This is a genomic window from Amycolatopsis sp. (genome assembly GCF_035276945.1).
Lineage (GTDB): Bacteria > Actinomycetota > Actinomycetes > Mycobacteriales > Pseudonocardiaceae > Amycolatopsis_E.
The window spans coordinates 108,117-127,623 of record NZ_DATELF010000152.1; the positions used below are offsets into that span (position 1 = coordinate 108,117).

19 protein-coding genes are annotated in these 19,507 nt (G+C 68.5%); 9 read left to right on the plus strand and 10 right to left on the minus strand.

The window, feature by feature from the left end; all coding sequences use genetic code 11:
• Positions 1-50 precede the first annotated feature (50 nt).
• Complete coding sequence (locus tag VJT49_RS26965) at positions 51-1,601, minus strand: Na+/H+ antiporter (RefSeq protein WP_324167720.1); 1,551 nt, start codon at positions 1,599-1,601, stop codon at positions 51-53.
• A gap of 122 nt (positions 1,602-1,723) precedes the next feature.
• Between VJT49_RS26965 and VJT49_RS26970 the strand changes: the two genes are divergently transcribed.
• Positions 1,724-2,785, plus strand: a complete 1,062-nt coding sequence (locus VJT49_RS26970; RefSeq protein ID WP_414636097.1) for a pentapeptide repeat-containing protein — start codon at positions 1,724-1,726, stop codon at positions 2,783-2,785.
• Here VJT49_RS26970 and VJT49_RS26975 read toward each other — a convergent pair.
• The 4 genes from VJT49_RS26975 to VJT49_RS26990 form a co-directional block, all read right to left on the minus strand.
• Positions 2,774-3,241: a hypothetical protein gene (locus VJT49_RS26975; RefSeq protein ID WP_324167721.1), complete on the minus strand. Its 468-nt coding sequence runs from the start codon at positions 3,239-3,241 to the stop codon at positions 2,774-2,776. The genes VJT49_RS26970 and VJT49_RS26975 overlap by 12 nt on opposite strands.
• Positions 3,238-4,719 carry a tRNA (N6-isopentenyl adenosine(37)-C2)-methylthiotransferase MiaB gene (gene miaB / locus VJT49_RS26980; RefSeq protein WP_324167722.1) on the minus strand — a complete coding sequence of 494 codons (1,482 nt, stop codon included), beginning with the start codon at positions 4,717-4,719 and terminating at the stop codon, positions 3,238-3,240. The genes VJT49_RS26975 and miaB overlap by 4 nt, the downstream gene beginning before the upstream one ends.
• A 164-nt stretch (positions 4,720-4,883) precedes the next feature.
• Positions 4,884-5,231: a type II toxin-antitoxin system PemK/MazF family toxin gene (locus VJT49_RS26985; protein WP_324167723.1), complete on the minus strand. Its 348-nt coding sequence runs from the start codon at positions 5,229-5,231 to the stop codon at positions 4,884-4,886.
• Complete coding sequence (locus VJT49_RS26990) at positions 5,231-5,458, minus strand: antitoxin (RefSeq protein ID WP_324167724.1); 228 nt, start codon at positions 5,456-5,458, stop codon at positions 5,231-5,233. Before VJT49_RS26990 ends, VJT49_RS26985 begins: the two co-directional genes overlap by 1 nt.
• 211 nt (positions 5,459-5,669) lie before the next feature.
• Here VJT49_RS26990 and VJT49_RS26995 point away from each other — a divergent pair, with 211 nt between their 5' ends.
• The 4 genes from VJT49_RS26995 (at position 5,670) to VJT49_RS27010 (ending at position 8,918) form a co-directional block, all read left to right on the plus strand.
• Positions 5,670-6,398 (plus strand): amino acid ABC transporter ATP-binding protein, encoded by a 729-nt coding sequence (locus tag VJT49_RS26995; protein ID WP_324167787.1) that lies wholly within the window; start codon positions 5,670-5,672, stop codon positions 6,396-6,398.
• Positions 6,399-6,424: 26 nt separating this feature from the next.
• Positions 6,425-7,336, plus strand: coding sequence for a glutamate ABC transporter substrate-binding protein (locus VJT49_RS27000; protein WP_324167725.1), 912 nt, complete (start codon positions 6,425-6,427; stop codon positions 7,334-7,336).
• Positions 7,337-7,407: 71 nt separating this feature from the next.
• The gene (locus VJT49_RS27005) at positions 7,408-8,055 is read left to right on the plus strand and encodes an amino acid ABC transporter permease (protein WP_324167726.1); all 648 of its coding nucleotides are present in this window, start codon (positions 7,408-7,410) and stop codon (positions 8,053-8,055) included.
• Positions 8,052-8,918 carry an amino acid ABC transporter permease gene (locus tag VJT49_RS27010; RefSeq protein WP_324167727.1) on the plus strand — a complete coding sequence of 289 codons (867 nt, stop codon included), beginning with the start codon at positions 8,052-8,054 and terminating at the stop codon, positions 8,916-8,918. The genes VJT49_RS27005 and VJT49_RS27010 overlap by 4 nt, the downstream gene beginning before the upstream one ends.
• A gap of 59 nt (positions 8,919-8,977) precedes the next feature.
• Here the strand turns inward: VJT49_RS27010 and ggh are convergent, their stop codons facing one another.
• Positions 8,978-10,360 carry a glucosylglycerate hydrolase gene (gene ggh, locus VJT49_RS27015; protein ID WP_324167728.1) on the minus strand — a complete coding sequence of 461 codons (1,383 nt, stop codon included), beginning with the start codon at positions 10,358-10,360 and terminating at the stop codon, positions 8,978-8,980.
• Positions 10,361-10,814: 454 nt separating this feature from the next.
• Here ggh and VJT49_RS27020 point away from each other — a divergent pair, with 454 nt between their 5' ends.
• On the plus strand, positions 10,815-11,978 hold the full coding sequence (locus VJT49_RS27020; protein WP_324167729.1) for an ROK family protein: 1,164 nt from the start codon (positions 10,815-10,817) through the stop codon (positions 11,976-11,978).
• Between the two features lie 110 nt (positions 11,979-12,088).
• Positions 12,089-12,766 (plus strand): glycoside hydrolase family 75 protein, encoded by a 678-nt coding sequence (locus VJT49_RS27025; RefSeq protein WP_324167730.1) that lies wholly within the window; start codon positions 12,089-12,091, stop codon positions 12,764-12,766.
• 51 nt (positions 12,767-12,817) lie between these two features.
• On the opposite strand, the gene VJT49_RS27030 is transcribed toward VJT49_RS27025, so the two are convergent.
• Genes VJT49_RS27030 through VJT49_RS27045 form a run of 4 tightly spaced genes read right to left on the minus strand, consistent with a single transcriptional unit; the run spans position 12,818 to position 16,620 of the window.
• Positions 12,818-13,567 (minus strand): succinate dehydrogenase/fumarate reductase iron-sulfur subunit, encoded by a 750-nt coding sequence (locus VJT49_RS27030; protein WP_324167731.1) that lies wholly within the window; start codon positions 13,565-13,567, stop codon positions 12,818-12,820.
• Positions 13,564-15,489: a fumarate reductase/succinate dehydrogenase flavoprotein subunit gene (locus tag VJT49_RS27035; RefSeq protein WP_324167732.1), complete on the minus strand. Its 1,926-nt coding sequence runs from the start codon at positions 15,487-15,489 to the stop codon at positions 13,564-13,566. The genes VJT49_RS27030 and VJT49_RS27035 overlap by 4 nt, the downstream gene beginning before the upstream one ends.
• A gap of 28 nt (positions 15,490-15,517) precedes the next feature.
• On the minus strand, positions 15,518-16,333 hold the full coding sequence (locus tag VJT49_RS27040; RefSeq protein WP_324167733.1) for a hypothetical protein: 816 nt from the start codon (positions 16,331-16,333) through the stop codon (positions 15,518-15,520).
• Positions 16,330-16,620, minus strand: a complete 291-nt coding sequence (locus tag VJT49_RS27045; RefSeq protein WP_324167734.1) for a hypothetical protein — start codon at positions 16,618-16,620, stop codon at positions 16,330-16,332. The genes VJT49_RS27040 and VJT49_RS27045 overlap by 4 nt, the downstream gene beginning before the upstream one ends.
• A gap of 237 nt (positions 16,621-16,857) precedes the next feature.
• Between VJT49_RS27045 and edd the strand changes: the two genes are divergently transcribed.
• Entirely contained in the window at positions 16,858-18,732 is a 1,875-nt protein-coding gene (gene edd / locus VJT49_RS27050; protein ID WP_324167735.1) for a phosphogluconate dehydratase, read from the plus strand.
• A gap of 39 nt (positions 18,733-18,771) precedes the next feature.
• Positions 18,772-19,395 carry a bifunctional 4-hydroxy-2-oxoglutarate aldolase/2-dehydro-3-deoxy-phosphogluconate aldolase gene (gene eda, locus VJT49_RS27055; RefSeq protein WP_324167788.1) on the plus strand — a complete coding sequence of 208 codons (624 nt, stop codon included), beginning with the start codon at positions 18,772-18,774 and terminating at the stop codon, positions 19,393-19,395.
• Positions 19,396-19,507: the final 112 nt, after the last annotated feature.

Here is a 19,507-nt window from a genome sequence, read left to right on the forward strand (position 1 = left end):
TGGCGAAAGCCGAGTGTGACCGGCGTTGGTCAACAAAGAGAAAAGAGAGCCTAAACTCCGTCGTCCTCACCGAGCCCGGCGTGTTCCAGGTCGAGGATGCGCTGAATGCGGCGGCGGGTGTGGTCGGAGATTTCCCCCATCCGGTAGAGGCGGTCCAGTTCGGCGCCTTCGATGGCCAGCAGTTCGCGGCGCAGGCGCCGGTACGATTCCGCGCCCGGGACCGGCTCTTCGGTCTCGTTGTCGGCGACGCGGGTCATCCGCGCATTCCAGCTGTCACGCAGTTGCTCGACGAGGAATCCCGGGGCGGCTTCGGTTTCCGCGAGCTGTTCCAGGTGCGCGAGCGCGGCTTCGGTCAGTTGCCGGCGCGCGGAAACGTGTTCCCGGCGAACGTCCTCGGAGGTCACCGCGATACCCGTCCGGCGCACCAGCGGGGCGAGCGTGAATCCCTGCACCACCAAGGTGATCACGATGACGGCGGTGGTCAGCAGGAGCACCAGGTCCCGGTATTCGGCCGGGGCGGTCAGCGGAATCGACAGCGCGGCCGCGAGCGGCACCACTCCCCTGGCCCCCGCCCAGGACACCACCGCCGGCACCTCCCAGGTGAGCGGCGTCTGGCCTCGGCGCCGCTGCTGGATCGCGGACAGCGGGAACACCCACAGCACCCGCACCGCCAGCAGGGTCACCGCGATCACCACGGCCTGTAGCGGCCACGGGGTCGCGGTGGACAGTTCCCGCACCAGTTCGGGCAGTTGCAGTCCGATCAGCGCGAAAACCACACTTTCCAGCAGGAACACGACCGTTCCGGACACCGCGCCCAGCTGGAGCCGGATGCGCGCCGTGGTCAGGCGGGTCGCTTGAGTGCCGAGGATGACGCCGGCCACCACGACGGCCGTCACCCCGGATCCGTGGACCGACTCGGCGAGCACGTAGGCCGCGTACGGCGTCACGAGTGAAAGCACCGTTTCCAGCACCGGATCCTCGGTACGCCTGCGGACGACGTACGCCCCGGCCGCGACCAGCACGCCCATCAGCAGCCCGCCGCCCACGAGCGCGCCGAACTCCGCGGCCGTGTGTCCCCAGGACACCGAACCGGCGCTGATTCCCACGAGCACCGCGACACGGAACAGCAGCAGGCTGGTGGCGTCGTTGAACAGGCTTTCCGCCTGAACGAGCGCCTGGATGCGTGGCGGCAGCGAAAGCCGCCTGCCCAGCGCCGCCACGGCCACCGGGTCGGTGCTCGCCAGTACCGCGCCGAGTACGAACGCCATCCCGAGCGGTAGCGGGGTCACCGCCACGGCGACCCCGGCGACCGCGGCGGCCGAGGCCATGACCAGCCCGAACGCGAGCACGGCGACGGGCCGCCACACCGCGCGCAGATCCCGCGACGGGAGTTCCTCGCCGGCGGCGAACAACAGCGGCGGCAGCACGATGAGGCTGACGATGTCGGGACTCACCCGGATATCGGGCACCCCGGGCAGCAGACCGGCCACGACACCCGCGACGACCAGCAGCGACGGCGCGGGCATGCGCAGCCGGCGTGCGAACGCCGCCACGACCGTGGCGAGCACCACCAGCACCAGTACGATCTCCACGCTCCGCATGCCTGGTCGTCCCTCCTCGAGTTCGAAGTGCCGACCAGACTTCCCGGCGCGCCAGGAACCAGGCTACCCGCGAGGGAACGCGCGTTCCGGGAACGGGTGTCCTCCGGGCAGAATCACCGGTCGTGAGCGTGCTGTGGTTGGTGGTTCCGGGGGCGGTGATCGCACTGGTGGCGACCGGGCTCGCGCTGCCGGGGTTCGCCGGGCGTCCGCTGATGGCGGAGTACCGGTGGCTTCTGGTGGCCAGCCTGCTGGGGTCGGCGAGCGCGTTGTTGCTCGTCACCGGCTGGTTGCTGACCGATTCCCGCGTGTCCACGGCGGACGCGCTGAAGACCGGCGGCCTGGCGGGTGGCGCGATCATCGCCCTCTACGCGCTGTGGCTCAACGACCGGCGCCGACGGAGCGACGAGATGCGTCAGGAGATCGAGCTGACCCGGGTGCGCCAGGACCGCGAACGGGTCTCCGACGAGCGGTTCGCGAAGGCGATCGAACTGCTCGGGAACGACGCCGACCAGGTTCGGGTCGGTGCGCTGTACGCGCTGGCCGGTCTCGCCCGAAGCCGCCCCGAATACGCGCGGACCACGATCGACGTGCTGTGCTCGTACCTGAGGCGGCCGTTCACGCACCCCAGCTACGAGATCCGGCCCGGCGACCCCGACCAAGCGGATGTCGAGCCCGACCAACCGTGGACGCCCGAAGGGATCACCGCCGCCGACCGGGAACGACAGGTCCGCCTGACCGCCCAGCGCCTGATCGCCGAGCTACTCCCCGATGTCGGCGCCACCGCCAGCTACGACCTCGATCTCACCGAGGCGAGCCTGGAGTACCTGAACCTCAGCGGGCGCCAGCTCGGCTCGCTCACCGCGCGACGGGCCAAGCTGTTCGGGATGAGTCGGCTCAACGGCATGCGCGTGCACGAGCCCGCGCTGTTCTCCGGTGCCGTCTTCCACGGCGACACCAATCTCGCGAACACCCGTTTCGACGGCGGCCTCTCGCTGCAGAACGTGGTGGCCGGCGGTGCCTGGCTGTTCGAGGACGCCACCGTCGGGTCCTTCCTCGACCTGCGCGCGAAGCCCCCGAAAAAGCAGACCGGAACGCTGTCCATCGCGGCGGGCATCCAGGTCAAGCTGAACGAACACGAAAGCGGCTGGGCGACAGCACCCGGGCAACCTGCGTCAGGTGCGTGACCAGGCGGTCCGCATCCAGCTGGCGGCCAGCACGATCATGGCCGCGAGCGCGACCAGCATGCCGATGCCGGGCCCGTTCCCGGCCGCGTTGTTGGCGCCGGAAGACTGCTGGGACCACACCGCCAGCAGGCCGTCGACGGAGGCGAACCAGCCGCCCATCGCGCACACCCAGGTCAGCCACCAGCGCCGGGTGGTCAGCGCGAGCACCGAGGCCACCACCCCGAACAGCGTGGAGGTGACGGCGAACAGCTGCGGGATCGCGCCGCCCTGGCCGAACAGCACCTGCCACCCGGTGTGCCGGCCGACCCACGGCAGCAACTGGCCGATGATCAGCACGAACACCACCAGCGAAATGAGGAACCCGCGGCGGCCGAGTTCGACCGTCCTGGCGGCCTTCGACACCGCCTCGTCCACGTCGGCGGCGAGCCGGTTCAGCTCATTGCCGTGATCGCTCATGATGCGCATCCGTTCGCGGGGGCGGGAGCCGGAGCGCCGAAGGACGGCAGCCCGAGGCTGACGCCGTCGGTCTTCGGGCGCCGTCCGGCCTCCACGTTGTCCCCCGCTCTGGTTCTGCGGTGGGAGAGCAGATCACCGTCGGCGACCAGATGATGCGGGGCCGCGTAGCTGATCATGGTCTCGACGACGTCGCCGGGACGCACCGACCCTTCGACGGCCGGACCGGCCGGCGCGAAGTGCACCAGCCTGCCGTCGCGGGCCCGGCCGCTCATCCGGTGGGTCTCGGCGTCCTTGCGGCCTTCACCGGTCGCCACCAGCAACTCGACCTTGCGCCCCACGATTTTCTTGTTCTCCTGCCAGGCGATCTCGTTCTGCAGATCGACCAACCGCTGGTAGCGCTCCCGCACGACATCCTTGGGCACCTGGCCGTCCATCTCGGCGGCAGGGGTGCCAGGCCGTTTCGAGTACTGGAAGGTGAAGGCACTGGCGAACCGAGCCCGCCGCACCACGTCCAGCGTCGCCTGGAAGTCCTCCTCGGTTTCGCCGGGGAAGCCGACGATGATGTCGGTGGTGATCGCCGCGTCCGGCATGACCTGGCGCACTTTGTCCAAAATGGACAGATAGCGGGAGGACCGGTAGGAGCGCCGCATTTCCTTGAGCACGCGGTCCGAACCGGACTGCAGCGGCATGTGCAGCTGGTGGCACATGTTGGGCGTCTGGGCCATCGCCTCGATCACGTCGTCGGTGAACGCGGCCGGGTGGGGCGAAGTGAACCGCACCCGCTCCAGGCCGTCGACCGAACCGCACGCGCGCAGCAGCTTGCCGAACGCCAGGCGGTCACCGAACTCCACACCGTAGGAGTTGACGTTCTGGCCGAGCAGCGTCACCTCGAGCACGCCCTCGGCCACCAGCGCCTCGATTTCGGCCAGGATCTCGCCAGGCCTGCGGTCGCGTTCCTTACCGCGCAGGGAGGGCACGATGCAGAAGGTGCAGGTGTTGTTGCACCCCACCGAGATCGACACCCAGCCGGAGTAGGCCGAATCGCGACGGGCGGGCAGCGTGGACGGGAACGTCTCCAGCGATTCGAGGATTTCCACCTCGGCTTCGGCGTTGTGCCGCGCGCGCTCCAGCAGAGCCGGCAGCGAGCCCAGGTTGTGCGTGCCGAAAACGACGTCGACCCACGGGGCCCGCTTGACGATGTCGCCGCGGTCCTTCTGCGCCAGGCAGCCGCCGACCGCGATCTGCATACCTGGATTGGCCTCTTTGACCGGCCGCAGGTGGCCGAGGGTGCCGTAGAGCTTGTTGTCGGCGTTCTCGCGGACCGCGCAGGTGTTGAACACGACCAGATCAGGCGTGCCGCCCTCGCCGGCCGGCCAGTAGCCGGCCGCCTCCAGCTGCCCGGCGAGGCGCTCGGAGTCGTGCACGTTCATCTGGCAGCCGAACGTACGGATCTGGTAGGTCTTTCCTGTCGCGCTCATCGCCTATCAGGGTAGCCCTGCCCGGCTTTCCGGCCTCGCCGTGCCGCCCCGGATCCGCTACCGGCGAAGTCCTCGGCATTGCGGGTGAGCAGGCCGAACAAGGGGACATGGCCAAGCTCGGCAATCTGGACGTCGGCGGCGGCCATGGGCGAACGCAAGCACGCTCAGAGCCCCAGGTGCACCTTCAGCGCCTGATCGATCTTCGCCATCAGCACCGGCGGAACCTGGCCGACCTTGCGCCCGAGACGGTCGACCGAAACGGAACGGACCTGCTCCGCCTGGGCCTTCGAGTCGTGTTTGAGACCGCAGTCGCCCGCCTTCAGCAGCACTTGAAACGGAAAGACCCGGGAGACGTTCGAGGTGACCGGCACGATGGTGATCACGCCGCGGCCGAGCCGGGTAGCGACCGCGTTCGCCCCGTCGTTGCTGACGATCACGGCGGGACGCGTCTTGTTGGACTCCGAGCCGCGGACCGGGTCGAGGTCGACCAGGCGAATCTCGGCTCTCCGCATCAGCGGGCGGCCACCCCGTCGCCGACGGTGACATCCCACGCCTCGGCCTCGCCCGGATCGGCTGCCCACTCCTCCCAGGCCGCCTGGTAGGCGGATTCCAGCTGAGAAGCGCGCAGCAGTTCGATGGCACGGTGCAGCACCGCGGACCGCGAACCGACGTTCGCCTGCGCCGCGTACTCGTCGAGGAAGGCCACATCCTCCTCACCCAGGCTGACACTAAGTTTCATACCCGATATGCTACTTGGATTGCTACCACTTCGCCACCCGGCGAGTCCCCCGCACTCGGCGTGACTACAGTGACCCGGGGTCTGGGGTTTCAGGTGACACCTAGGTTGCGTTTGGTCCGATTTTGGGGAATCTGGGACCGCTTCGGTGTTAGATCGCCGGGGTGAGCCGGGGTATGGAGGGTAAATGACCACAACGACGTCAGTACCGGCGATGATCAGGGCGACCGGCGTGAACAAGTTCTTCGGCGACCTGCACGTGCTCAAAGACATCAACATCGAGATCGCGCGCGGTCAGGTCGTGGTGGTACTCGGCCCGTCGGGTTCCGGCAAGTCGACCCTGTGCCGGGCGATCAACCGGCTGGAACCGATCAACTCGGGCGAGATCGCCGTGGACGGCGAACCGCTGCCCGCCGAGGGCAAGGCGCTCGCCGCACTGCGCGCCGACGTCGGCATGGTCTTCCAGTCGTTCAACCTGTTCGCGCACAAGACCATCGTCGAGAACGTGACGCTCGCCCCGCAGAAGGTCCGCAAGATCCCGGCAGGCGAGGCACGCAAGACGGCCATGGAGTTGCTCGACCGGGTCGGCATCGCCAACCAGGCGGAGAAGTACCCGGCACAGCTTTCCGGCGGCCAGCAGCAACGCGCCGCGATCGCCCGCGCCCTGGCGATGAAACCGAAGGTGATGCTGTTCGACGAACCCACCTCGGCACTCGACCCGGAAATGGTGCAGGAGGTACTGGACACCATGACCGGCCTGGCCGCGGAGGGCATGACGATGCTCGTGGTCACCCACGAGATGGGCTTCGCCCGCCGCGCCGCGCACCGCGTGGTCTTCATGGCCGACGGGGAGATCGTCGAGGACTCCACCCCCGACGAGTTCTTCACCAAGCCGAAATCCGACCGGGCCAAGGACTTCCTCGGCAAGATCCTGACCCACTAGGTAACAACGAGCAAGGGGAGTTTGGAATGAGAATCCGCACCTTCGCGGCGGGCCTGCTGGTCGGCGCTCTGACGCTGACCGCCTGCGGGAAGACGGGCTCACCGACGGGCGGGACAGGGGACAACGGCGGCTCGGCGGCCACGCTGCCGACCTACCCGGTGGCCCAGAACGTCGACGTGGCGGGGTCGGCGACCTACGCCAAGATCAAGAGCAAGGGCGGGCTCACCCTTGGTGTCAAGGACGACCAGCCCGGTCTCGGCCAGAAGGACCCGACCACCGGCAAATACGCCGGCTTCGACATCGAGGTCGCCAAGCTGGTCGCCGCGGGCCTCGGCTACGACGAAAGCAAGATCACCTACAAGACCGTCGACTCGGGTGCGCGCGAAGCCGCGATCTCCAACGGAGACGTCGACTACTACGTCGGCACCTACACCATCACGGACAAGCGCAAGGGGCAGGTCTCCTTCGCGGGCCCGTACTTCCAGGCCGGCCAGAGCCTGCTGGTGCGCAAGGACGAGACCGCGATCACCGGCAAGGACACCCTCAAGGGCAAGAAGGTCTGCTCGGTGACCGGGTCCACGCCGATCCAGCGGGTGCGCGACCAGAGCCTGACCGAACCCGGCAACATCGTCGAGTTCCAGAAGTACTCGCAGTGCGTCGAGAAGCTCCTCAGCAAGGACGTCGACGCGGTCACCACCGACGACGCGATCCTGAAGGGCTTCGCCTCGCAGGACAAGGACAACCTGAAGGTCGTCGGCCAGCCGTTCTCCGCCGAGCCGTACGGCATCGGCCTGAACCACGACGACTCGGCGCTGCGGAACAAGATCGACGACCTGCTGCAGGCCGCGATCGACAACGGCACCTGGCAGAAGATCTACAACGCCACCCTCGGCCAGTCCGGCTCGCCCGCGTCGCCGCCCGCCATCCAGCGCTACTGATCATCCACCGTGGCCGGTGAGCACGCACGTGCCCACCGGCCACACTCCTTGACCCACCGGGGGAAGGCTCGATGGACGTCCTGCTCGACAATCTGGACCTCTACGGTCCGTTCTTCCTGACCACGATCAAGCTCTTCCTGATTTCCGGGGTGGCGAGCCTGATCTTCGGCACCTTCCTGGCCATGTTGCGGGTCAGCCCGGTGCCGGTGTTCCGCGCGATCGGCACCGTCTACGTGACGCTGCTGCGCAACACCCCGTTGACCCTGGTCTTCGCCTTCCTCGTGTTCGCGTACCCGTTGCTGGAGATCCTGAAGCTCAGCTACTTCACCGCGGCCGTGGTCTCACTGACCGTCTACACGTCGGCCTTCATCTGCGAGGTCGTGCGGTCCGGCATCAACACGGTGCCGGTGGGCCAGGCCGAAGCGGCCCGCGCGCTCGGGCTCACCTTCGGCCAGGTCCTCGGCCAGATCGTGCTGCCCCAGGCGGTGCGCTCGGTGGTGCCGCCACTGATGAGCATGCTGATCGCGCTGCTCAAGAACACCACCATCGCCGCTGGTTTCAACGTCGTCGAAGCCGGCGCCATCCGGTCCTACCTGGCCGAACGCGGTGACAACCAGCTGATCGGGCTGCTGTGGGTCACGCTCGGTTTCGCCATCCTCGTCGCGATTCTCTCGCTGATCCAACGGTCCCTCGAGAAGCGCTGGAAGGTGGCTCGATGAGCAGCGTGCTGTTCGACATCCCCGGACCGAAGGCGCGCATCCGGCACCGCCTGCTGGCCGCGGTCGGCATTCTCGCCGTCGCCGCGGTGCTCGCTTTCGTGATCTACCGGTTCACCGACACCGGCCAGTTCTCCGGCCGGAAGTGGGAGTGGCTGGAGTACCAGCAGGTGCAGATCGACCTGCTCAACGCGCTGCTGACCACGCTGCAGGCGTTCGCGGTCGGCGCGGTGCTCGCGCTGGTCTTCGGTGCGATCTTCGCGGCGGGGCGGCTTTCGGATCATGCGCCGGTGCGCGGGGCCGCCACGGTCGTCGTCGAGCTGTTCCGGGCGATCCCGCTGCTGATCCTGATGTTCCTGTTCTACTACGGCCTGCCCGCGCTGGGCGTGCCGATGACCCCGTTCCTCGCCGTGGTCCTGGGGTTGACCCTGTACAACGGGTCCGTGCTGGCCGAAGTGTTCCGCGCCGGCATCCAGGCGCTGCCCAAGGGCCAGAGCGAAGCGGCCTACGCGCTTGGCATGACCAAGACGCAGGTGATGTTCCTCGTCCTGATCCCGCAGGCCGTCCGCTCGATGCTGCCGACGATCATCAGCCAGCTGGTCGTCCTGCTCAAGGACACCGCGCTCGGCTTCGTGGTCACCTACCAGGAACTGCTCTACTACGCCCGTTTCATCGGCTCGCAGGGAACGTTCGGGCGGCCCATCGTGCCGTCGACGATCGTGGTCGCGGCGATCTACATCGCCCTGTGCCTGCTGCTCACCGCGCTCGCGAACTACCTCGAGCGGCGCCAGCGCCGGTCCAAGAAGCACCTGGCCGGAGCCACCCGCCAACCGGAGGAACTCACCCTCGCCGCCGACGCCGCCTGAGCCGAACTCCGGGCACACGAAACCCGAACTCGGGGTGTCTGAAAGCCGGACTCGCGAGTTCAGTCGCAGCAGAGCCAGTCGAGGACGACGGCGGCGGTCCAGGACTGGTCGGTCGAGCCCAGCGGTTCGCCGGTGAAGGGTTCGTAGTACTCGCCGAAGGCGCCGTCGTCGGTCAGCCGGATACCGCCCTGGCGCAGCTTGCGGGCGCGCTCGTGCCAGCCCCGGCGGTCGAAGGCCCAGGAGAACAGCCACACCACGACCGGCCACTGTGGACCGCGCCAGTACTGCCGCGGGTTGAAACCCGGCCGCATCGGCGACACCGACGGCGGCACCGGGGCCAGCAGATCAGGATGCCCGCACCACCGTTCACTGTCCAGCAGGGACAGCAGCCGCAGTTGCACGCCGTCCGGGGCGCCGCCGCACAGCAGCGGCGAGAACCCGGCGACGGTCTGCGTGTCCAGCCAGCGCGAGGTGCGCAGGTCCCGGTCGCGGGCCATACCGGACACCGAATGGCAGCTCGCCGCGACGGCCGTGCGCGCGTTCGCGGCCCACTCGGCGAGGTCGCGCAGGAGTTCCGGGGCCTGACCGAACTCCTTACCCAGATCGATCAGCACGTCACAGGAGATCGCGAACAGCGCGGTGATGAACACGTCACCGACCAGAAAGCTCGAGTTGCGCACGATCTCCTTCTGGTCGTAGCTGGCGCGCCGCATCTCCTCGATCAGCCACAGGTACCGGTCGTACTCGCGGTCGGTGGGGCGCTCGCTCGGGTCACCGACCATCCGCACGTCCTTACGGACATACGGGGGCAGCGCCGCACCGGGTTTCACCGCCGCGTACGGCACGTCCCACCGCGGCGAGTTGTCCATTCCGGACTCCCAGCCGTGCACGATCGCGATCAGCCCGCTCGAGCCCGGCGTGCGGTACTTCACCAGCCACCGGTGCCAGGCGTAGAGCTTGGGCCAGATGTGACGGGCGAACCGCTCAGCGTCGGCCTTTTCGTTCGGCGACGACATCCGGGCGATCTCGAGCACGCGCTGGACCGCGATGGCGTGCACCGGCGGCTGGCAGATGCCGGAAGTGCGGACGTTCTTCGGGCCGTCCTCGGCCACGTCCGTGCCCCAGCGGTCCGGGCCCGGGAAGTAGGCGTCCGCCTCGGTGAACACGATGTGCGGCACCATGCCGTTACGCCACTGAGCCTTGAACAGCGTTTCCAGCTCGGCGATCGCGCGCTGCACGTCCAGCCGTGCCAGGCCGATCGAGATGAACGCGGCGTCCCAGCTCCACATGTGCGGGTAAAGCCTCGGAGCCGCGGTGACGACCGAGCCGGTGTCGTTGTCGCGGAGGACCCTCGCCGACCGCGCCGCGAGCGCGGCATGCGGGTAACGAGCGGGTCTTTCGCCGGAGGCGCCCTCCGTCGGAGCGGTGACGTCGACGGTCATTGATCTGCCTCCAAGAGAAGCTGTGTTTCGGGGTCGTACCAGCGACACCGCGCCGACGGCACGCGCCGCCGCAGTCGCTGTCCTGGCTCGGCGCGAAAGCTCGCCGTCGATGACCGCGGTGGCTCGAAGACCTCCGCCGTGCCCCGCGGGCCCGGACCGCCGCCGGACACGGCGACGACCTCCGGCCGGGTGCCCAACCTCCACATTGGACTATGTGGCCATCCCGCAGCACCGCGTCCCGATCCCCCGGGGACAACGCTTCGACCTGGTCGTGTGTGACGTCGACGGTGGCCGTGCGCGGAAACCGTCTCGTGCGGAAAGCCGCGCACGGGACGACGAGTGGGGCCGCTGCCGGTCGGGCGGGCCGCGCACATCTCGTCGTCTCCAGTTCTGAGCAAGCGGTAGACTTCTGTCTGGTCCTTGAACATAAGTCCCGGCCGGAGGTTCTGTCAACGTGACCGGCGTACGCACCGGTTCGCCGGCCTCGGCGGGCCACATCCTCGCGTTGCTGCGCGCGGAAGGTCCGTTCACCCGCCAGGAACTGCAGGACCGGACCGGGCTCTCGCGAGCAACCCTGGTCGAGCGGCTGGACGTACTGCACCGCCTGCGGCTGCTGCGCCCGACGGGCTTCCGCGCCTCCAGCGGAGGGCGGCCCGCGGAGATGCTGGCGGCCGACGACGTGGGCCGCACCGCACTGGTCGCCGACGTCGGCCAGCGCCACTGCACCGTCGCGGTGGTCGACCTGCGGGGCAACGTGTTCGCGCAACTGCACCGGCCGCTGCCGTACGGGCATCCGCCGGAGGAGACGCTGTCGTTCCTGGTGGACACCGGGCGCGCGCTGCTGGCGGAGACCGGACGCGCGGACAGCCTGAGCGCCGTCGGCCTCAGCGTGCCCGGCCAGATCGACCACGACCAGGGCACCACGATCGCCCCGCCCACCATGTCCGAGTGGCTGGGTGTCCGGCTGCGGGACAGGTTCTCCGACGCCCTGTCGGTCCCGGTGTTCCTGGAGAACGACGCGAACGCACTGGCCTTCGGCGCCTACTGCGATCTCGGGCGGCCGGACGCGGCACTGGTCGCGGTCAAGGTGGGCACCGGGATCGGCGCCGGAATGGTCATCTCCGGCCGCATCCACCGCGGTGAGACCTCGTCGGCAGGCGAGATCGGGCACATCCGGATCGAGGGCAACGAGCAGCGGTGCGACTGTGGCCGCCGCGGCTGCGTCTCGGCCATCGCCAGCGGGCAGGCTGTGGTCCGGAAGCTGCGCCCGACCGGCGTGCGCTCGGCCGAGGACGTCATCCGGCGGGTCCGGACGGGCAACCGCGAGGCGGTGGCCGTGACCGCCGCGGCGGGACGCCTGGTCGGCACCGTGCTCGCTACCGTGGTCACCATCGTCAACCCGCGGTACGTACGGATCGGCGGGGCGATCGGAGTGCTGCCGCCGTTCCTGGACGGCCTGCGGGCGGCCGTGCTGGCCAACGCGCACACCAGCGCGCTGGACGGGGTCAGCGTGGCCGAATGCACCCTGGGCTCGAACACGACGCTCGCCGGGGTCGCGGGCCTGGTCGCCGACGAGTTGCTCGCCCCCGCCGCCGTGGACGCACTCGCGCTCTCCTGAAGACCAAAGTCGGAAAAAAACGGACAGACCCTTGAGGCCTGTCCCGATCAGGAGGATTTTGAAGCTTCGCGGAATAAGTTAAGAAACTTTCCTAACTAGGAGAGCCAGCAATGCGAAAACACGTCCTGATCGCCGTTCTGGTGCTGGTCGCGGGCATGCTGCCGGTGCTGTTCGGGCAGCAGTTCGCTCCGGAAGCCGCCGCGGCGGGCCCGACCACGTCCCAACTCCTGGCCAAGACCCAGGGGTGTAACCAGATCTCCAACGGCACGTACAAGACCGACGAGGAGACCGGCAGGACGATCCCGGTCTGCGACGCCAACGGCGCGGTCTACTGGCATGCGGACATGGACATCGACTGCGACGGCCAGCGCACCAGCCAATGCAACGAGGACACCGACTGCTGCTTCCAGCCCGACACGGCCTTCCACCAGTCCGACGGGAAGCCGCTGAACGCGGCCAAGCTGCCCTACATCGTGGTGCCGAGCCCCAGCGGCACCTGGAAATACTCGTCGTCCGGCCTCAAGGGCGGCGGCTCGTGCGCGGTGATCTACAACGGAAATCTCGTCTACGCCGTCATCGGTGACACCGGGCCGACATCCATCATCGGCGAGGCTTCCTACGCCACCGCGAAGGCGCTCGGCGTCGACCCCGACCCGAGCAACGGCGGCACCGACTCGGGCGTGACCTACATCTGCTTCAAGAACTCGACGGTTTCCCCGATCGAAAACCACGACAAGGCAACCTCGACCGGCGAGTCGCTGGCCGCCGAGTTCGTCCAGAACAACTGACCGCGTCCGGAATGCCCTTCCCTGCCGTGGGGAAGGGCATTCCCCTTACTTTTACTTGCGCCGGAACAGCTTGGAGCCGAGCCAGACGATCGGGTCGTACCGCTTGTCGACGACACGCTCCTTCATCGGGATGAGCGCGTTGTCGGTGATGTGGATGTGCTCCGGGCACACCTCGGTACAGCACTTCGTGATGTTGCAGTAACCGAGACCGTGCTCGGCCTGCGCCGCGTCCCGCCGGTCGGCCACGTCCAGCGGATGCATTTCCAGCTCAGCGATCCGCATCAGGTACCGCGGGCCCGCGAAGTGCTCCTTGTTCTCCTCGTGGTCGCGGATCACGTGGCAGGTGTTCTGGCACAAGAAGCATTCGATGCACTTGCGGAACTCCTGTGAGCGCTCCACGTCGACCTGCCGCATGCGGTACTCGCCGGGCTTGAGCTCGGGTGGCGGGGTGAAGGACGGGATCTCGCGCGCCTTCGTGTAGTTGAAGGACACGTCGGTGACCAGGTCGCGGATCACCGGGAAGGTCCGCATCGGGGTGACCGTGATGACCTCGTCCGGCTCGAAAATCGACATCCGGGTCATGCACAGCAGCCGCGGCCGTCCGTTGACCTCCGCCGAGCAGGACCCGCACTTGCCGGCCTTGCAGTTCCACCGCACCGCCAGATCCGAGGCCTGCGTCGCCTGCAGCCGGTGGATGATGTCCAGCACGACCTCGCCGTCGTTGACCTCGACCGTGTAGTCGCGCAGCTCCCCGGATTCGGCGTCGCCGCGCCACACCCGGAAGTTAGCCTTGTAGCTCATGCCTTGCTCCCCGGGTGGTCCACCAGCTCCTGGTCGGTGTAGTACTTCTCCAGCTCGCTCAGCTCGAACAGCTCGAGCAGGTCCTGCCGCATCGGCTCCTGGTCCTTCGGCGTCACGGTGACCGCGTCACCGTCCACTTTGCACACAAGAAGCCGGTTGCGCCAGTGCGAATCCATCTGGGGGTGGTCGTCCCGGGTGTGGCCGCCCCGGCTCTCCGTCCGCAGCAGGGCCGCCCGCGCCACGCATTCGCTGACCAGCAGCATGTTCCGCAGATCCAGCGCGAGATGCCAGCCCGGGTTGAACTGCCGGTGTCCCTCGACGGTGACGTTGCGGATCCGCTTCTTGAGCTCGCCGAGCTTCGCCAGCGCCTGCTCGATCTCCTCGGCCCTGCGGATGATGCCGACCAGATCGTTCATCGACTGCTGCAGCTCGCCGTGCAGCGTGTACGGGTTCTCCTCGGTTCCCTCCGACGGCGACTCGAACGGCACCACCGCGGCGCGCGCCGCGGCATCCACATCGGACTGCGTCACCGCCGGCCGCGCTCCGAGGGATTCCACATAGGACGCCGCACCGAGCCCGGCGCGCCTGCCGAACACCAGCAGGTCGGACAGCGAGTTGCCACCGAGCCGGTTGGACCCGTGCATCCCGCCCGAGCACTCCCCGGCGGCGAACAGGCCCGGCACGGCCGAGGACGCGGTGTCCGGGTCGACCTCGATCCCGCCCATCACGTAGTGACAGGTCGGCCCGACCTCCATCGGCTCGGCCGTGATGTCCACATCAGCCAGTTCCTTGAACTGGTGGTACATCGAGGGCAGGCGTTTCCGGATCTCCTCCGGGGTCAGCCTGCTCGCGATGTCGAGGAACACGCCGCCGTGCGGCGAACCGCGGCCCGCCTTCACCTCGGAGTTGATCGCCCTGGCCACCTCGTCCCGCGGCAGCAGGTCGGGGGTGCGCCGGTTGTTCTCCTGGTCGGTGTACCAGCGGTCGGCCTCCTCCTCACTGTCCGCGTACTGGCCCTTGAACACGTCGGGCACGTATTCGAACATGAACCGCTTGCCGTCGGAGTCCTTGAGCACCCCGCCGTCACCGCGCACGCCCTCGGTGACCAGGATGCCCTTCACGCTCGGCGGCCAGACCATGCCGGTGGGATGGAACTGCACGAACTCCATGTTGATCAGCGTCGCGCCCGCCCGCAGCGCGAGCGCGTGCCCGTCGCCGGTGTACTCCCAGGAGTTCGACGTGACCTTGAACGACTTGCCGATCCCGCCGGTCGCCATCACCACGGCCGGTGCCTCGAACACGATGAACCGGCCGCTTTCGCGCCAGTAGCCGAAGGCACCGGCGATCCCGCTGTGCCTGCCCAGGACACCCGTACCCGAGCCATCCTTCAGCAGTTCGGTGATCGTGCACTCGGCGAAGACCTTCAGCTTCGCCTCGTAGTCGCCGTACCGCTCGAAATCCTCCTGCTGCAGCGAAACGATCTTCTGCTGCATGGTGCGGATCAGCTCGAGCCCGGTCCGGTCGCCGACATGCGCGAGCCGGGGATAGGTGTGCCCGCCGAAGTTGCGCTGGCTGATCCGGCCGTCGGGCGTCCGGTCGAAGAGCGCGCCGTAGGTCTCCAGCTCCCAGACGCGGTCCGGCGCCTCTTTGGCGTGCAGTTCCGCCATACGCCAGTTGTTGAGGAACTTGCCACCGCGCATGGTGTCGCGGAAATGCACCTGCCAGTTGTCGTTCGGATTGGCGTTGCCCATCGACGCGGCGCACCCACCCTCGGCCATCACCGTGTGCGCCTTGCCGAACAGCGACTTGCACACCACCGCGACGGACAGCCCGCGCTGTCTTGCTTCGATGACCGCGCGCAACCCGGCGCCACCGGCACCGATCACCACCACGTCGTAGCTGTGCCGTTCCACTTCGGTCATCGAGTTGCCACCTTCGTCCGCCTGGTTGTCAATTCACGAAACGCGGGTCGGCGATGGCGCCGCTGGCCACGAGCATCACGTACAGGTCGGTGAGGACCAGGGTGCCCAGCGTGGTCCAGGCGAGCTGCATATGCCGGTTGTTGAGTTTCGTGACCTGGGTCCACATCCAGTACCGCACCGGATGCCGGGAGAAATGTTTGAGCCGCCCGCCGGTGATGTGCCGGCAGGAATGGCACGACAGCGTGTACGCCCAGAGCAGGACCACGTTGCCGAGCAGGATGATGTTGCCGAGACCGAAGCCGAAACCGCCGGTCCTGCCGTGGAAGGCCACGATCGCGTCGTAGGTGTTGATCAACGAAACGATCGTCGCGAAGTAGAAGAAGTACCGGTGCACGTTCTGCACGATCAGCGGCAGCCGCGTTTCCCCGGTGTATTTCGCGTGCGGTTCGGCGACCGCGCAGGCCGGCGGCGAGAACCACACCGAGCGGTAGTACGCCTTGCGGTAGTAGTAGCAGGTCAGCCGGAAGCCCAGCAGGAACGGCAGCACCACGAAGCCGAGCGGGACGAAACCCGGCAGGTCACCGATCGGCGTGCCGAAATGACTCGAACCCGGCACACACGAAGTGGACAGGCAGGGCGAGTAGAACGGCGTCAGGTAGTGGTATTCGGGGACCCAGTACGCGGTACGCACGAAGGAGCGGATCGTCGCGTAGATGACGAACGCCGCCAGCCCGAGGGTGGTGACCAGCGGCGGCAGCCACCACCGGTCCGTGCGCAGCGTGCGCTCAGCGATGCGGGCCCGTTCGGAGGCCCGGCCGACCGCACTGTCGGCCTGCGCGCTCACCGGTGGTCACGGTGGTAGCCACCAACTCCTTCGTCGTCGGCATCGTGCCACAGCGACGGGTCGTAAGGCCCGTCCGGGATCTTGACGATGTCCGAGCGGTCGACCGGCTTCTGCTGCGCCGGGATCGGGGTCTCCAGGTCGCCGGCGTCGATGTCCAGGCGATCAACGTCGTTGACCAGCCGGCGGACGGCCGACGCGTCGCCGTAGCGGGACCGCAGCGCGCCGACACACTGCCGCAGTTGCCCGATGGCCCGTCGAAGCTCCGCGATTTCGGCGGTGGTGGACATGTCCTACCTCCGGTGTTCGTCGGCTGAGTCCTCGGTACGGACTCTGCCGCTACGGGTGCGATGTGACAAGTAGCACACACCAGGTTCGTCGCGTGATCGAGGTCACCTGAAACGATCATCTTGATCGATTTTGTTTCCTGGATCAGGGCGGCTAATGTGGCCATTGTCACCGGTACGACGCCACCGCCGCCGTCACCTGGAGTACCCGTTTTCTCCTTCCAGCCGAGGCGGTAGCAAGTGCACCAAGTCCACCGAGTCGTCGAGCGAGTCACCCACCGGGTCGCCGAACGCGGCGCCTCGACACGCGCGTCCTACCTGGAGCGCGTGGCCGCCGCCCGGTCGGCGGGACCAGCCAGGGCGGGACTCGGTTGCAGCAACCTCGCGCACGGCTTCGCGGCCTGCGGCGGGACCGATCGGCCGGCCATCCGGGGCCTGCGCAAGCCGGGCGTCGCGATCGTCTCCGCCTACAACGACCTGCTGTCGGCACACCAGCCGTTCGACGAATACCCGGCGTGGATCAAGGAAGCCACGCGGGCGGCGGGCGGAGTCGCGCAGTTCGCCGGTGGCGTGCCGGCGATGTGCGACGGGATCACCCAGGGCAGGCCGGGCATGGAGCTCTCGCTGTTCAGCCGCGAGGTGATCGCGATGGCCACCGCGATCGCGCTGTCCCACGAGATGTTCGACGGCGCGCTGCTGCTCGGTGTGTGCGACAAGATCGTGCCCGGGCTGCTCATCGGCGCGCTGTCCTTCGGTCATCTCCCGGCGATCCTCGTGCCCGCGGGGCCTATGCCGTCCGGGCTACCGAACAAGGAGAAGGCCCGCGTGCGGCAGCTCTACGCCGAGGGAAAGGCCACCCGCGAAAACCTCCTCGACGCCGAGGCTGCGTCGTATCACTCGCCGGGCACCTGCACGTTTTACGGCACGGCCAACTCGAACCAACTGGTCGTCGAAGTGATGGGCCTACACCTGCCGGGTGCGAGCTTCGTCCCGCCGGGCACGCCGCTACGGCGTGCGCTGACCGAAGAGGCCGCGCGCCGGATCGTCGCGCTCGCCCACGATTCCTACACCCCGGTAGCCGAAGTGGTCAGCGAGAAGTCGGTGGTCAACGGGGTCGTGTCCCTGCTGGCGACCGGCGGATCCACCAACCACACCATGCATCTGGTGGCCATCGCCGCGGCCGCCGGGATCGAACTGACCTGGGACGACTTCGCGGATCTCTCGGCGATCGTGCCGCTGCTGGCGAACGTCTACCCCAACGGCAGCGCCGACATCAACCACTTCCATGCGGCCGGCGGCGTGCAGTTCCTGGTGGGCACCCTGCTCGACGCCGGGCTGCTGCACGCCGACGTCCGCACGGTCGCCGGCGACGGCCTGCACCGCTACCGGCAGGAACCCGTGCTCGACGGAGGCCACCTGACCTGGCGCGACGTGCCGACCCGCAGCCTGGACGAGGATGTCCTGCGGCCGGTCGGCAGGCCGTTCGCGGCGGACGGTGGACTGCGCATGCTGTCCGGCAACCTCGGCCGCGCGGTGATCAAGGTGTCCGCCGTCGCGCCCCAACACCGCGTGGTCCACGCGCCCGCCCGCGTGTTCACCGGCCAGCGGGCCTTCGACGCGGCCTTCCGTGCCGGCGAACTCGACCGGGACGTCGTCGTGGTGCTGCGCGGCCAGGGACCGCGCGCGAACGGCATGCCCGAACTGCACGGGCTCACCCCCGCACTCGGTGTGCTGATGGACCGGGGGCACCGGGTCGCGCTGCTCACCGACGGCCGCATGTCGGGTGCCTCGGGCAAGGTCCCCGCGGCCATCCAGCTCACGCCCGAGGCGGCGGTCGGCGGCCCGCTCGCGCTGGTCAGCGACGGCGACCTGATCGAGCTGGACGCCGACGGCGGCACACTCGACGTGCTGGTGAGCGAGGCGGAGTTGGCGGCCCGCCTGCCACGGGACACGCCTTCGGGCGAGGCGGACTGGACCGGCACCGGCCGCGAACTGTTCGCCGCCCTGCGCCATGCCGTCGGTCCGGCCGACCAGGGCGCGAGCGTGTTCGGAACGGCCTTCGCCGGTCCACGCGACCTCGCGCCTTCGCTGGTCAGCGTTTCGTCACCGCGATAGCGTGGCCGCCGGCCGGGCGGTTCTCCATCCACGAGGAGTCTGAGCGTGAAGCACGAGTTGCTGGAACTGTCGCCCGTCATGCCCGTCGTGGTGGTGGACGAGGCCGACGACGCGGTGCCTGTCGCGCGCGCCCTGCTGGCCGGCGGCCTCCGCGTCATCGAGCTCACCCTACGCACGCCCGCCGCCCTCGACGCGATCGAACGGGTCGCGGCCGAAGTGCCGGACATCGTCGTCGGCGCGGGCACGGTGACCACCCCGGAGCAGGCGAAGCAGGCGGCCGACGCCGGTGCGGCCTTCCTGGTCACCCCCGGCATCACGGAACGCGTGCTGGACGCGGCCTTCGCCACCGGCCTGCCGTTCCTCCCCGGAGCGAGCACGGTGTCCGAAGCGATGCGGCTGGCCGAGCGCGGGCTCACCGCACTCAAGTTCTTCCCGGCCGAACCCAGCGGCGGCATCCCGTTCCTCAAGGCCATCGCCGGACCGCTGCCCCAGCTGACGTTCTGCCCGACCGGGGGCATCAGGCCGGAAACGGCATCCGGCTACCTCGCGTTGCCCAACGTCGGCTGCGTCGGCGGCACCTGGCTCGCCCCCAGGGACACCTTGGCCGCCAAGGACTTCGGCCGCATCGAGGAACTCGCCAGGCAGGCGGCGACACTCAGCTGAGATCTCCTCGGGTGGCCGCCAGCTGGCGGGCAACCACCTCGGCACCGGGATTCTGGCCACCGGTGACAGAAATGCGCGGGCCGAGCGGGCGAACTAACCTCGTGGGCAGTCG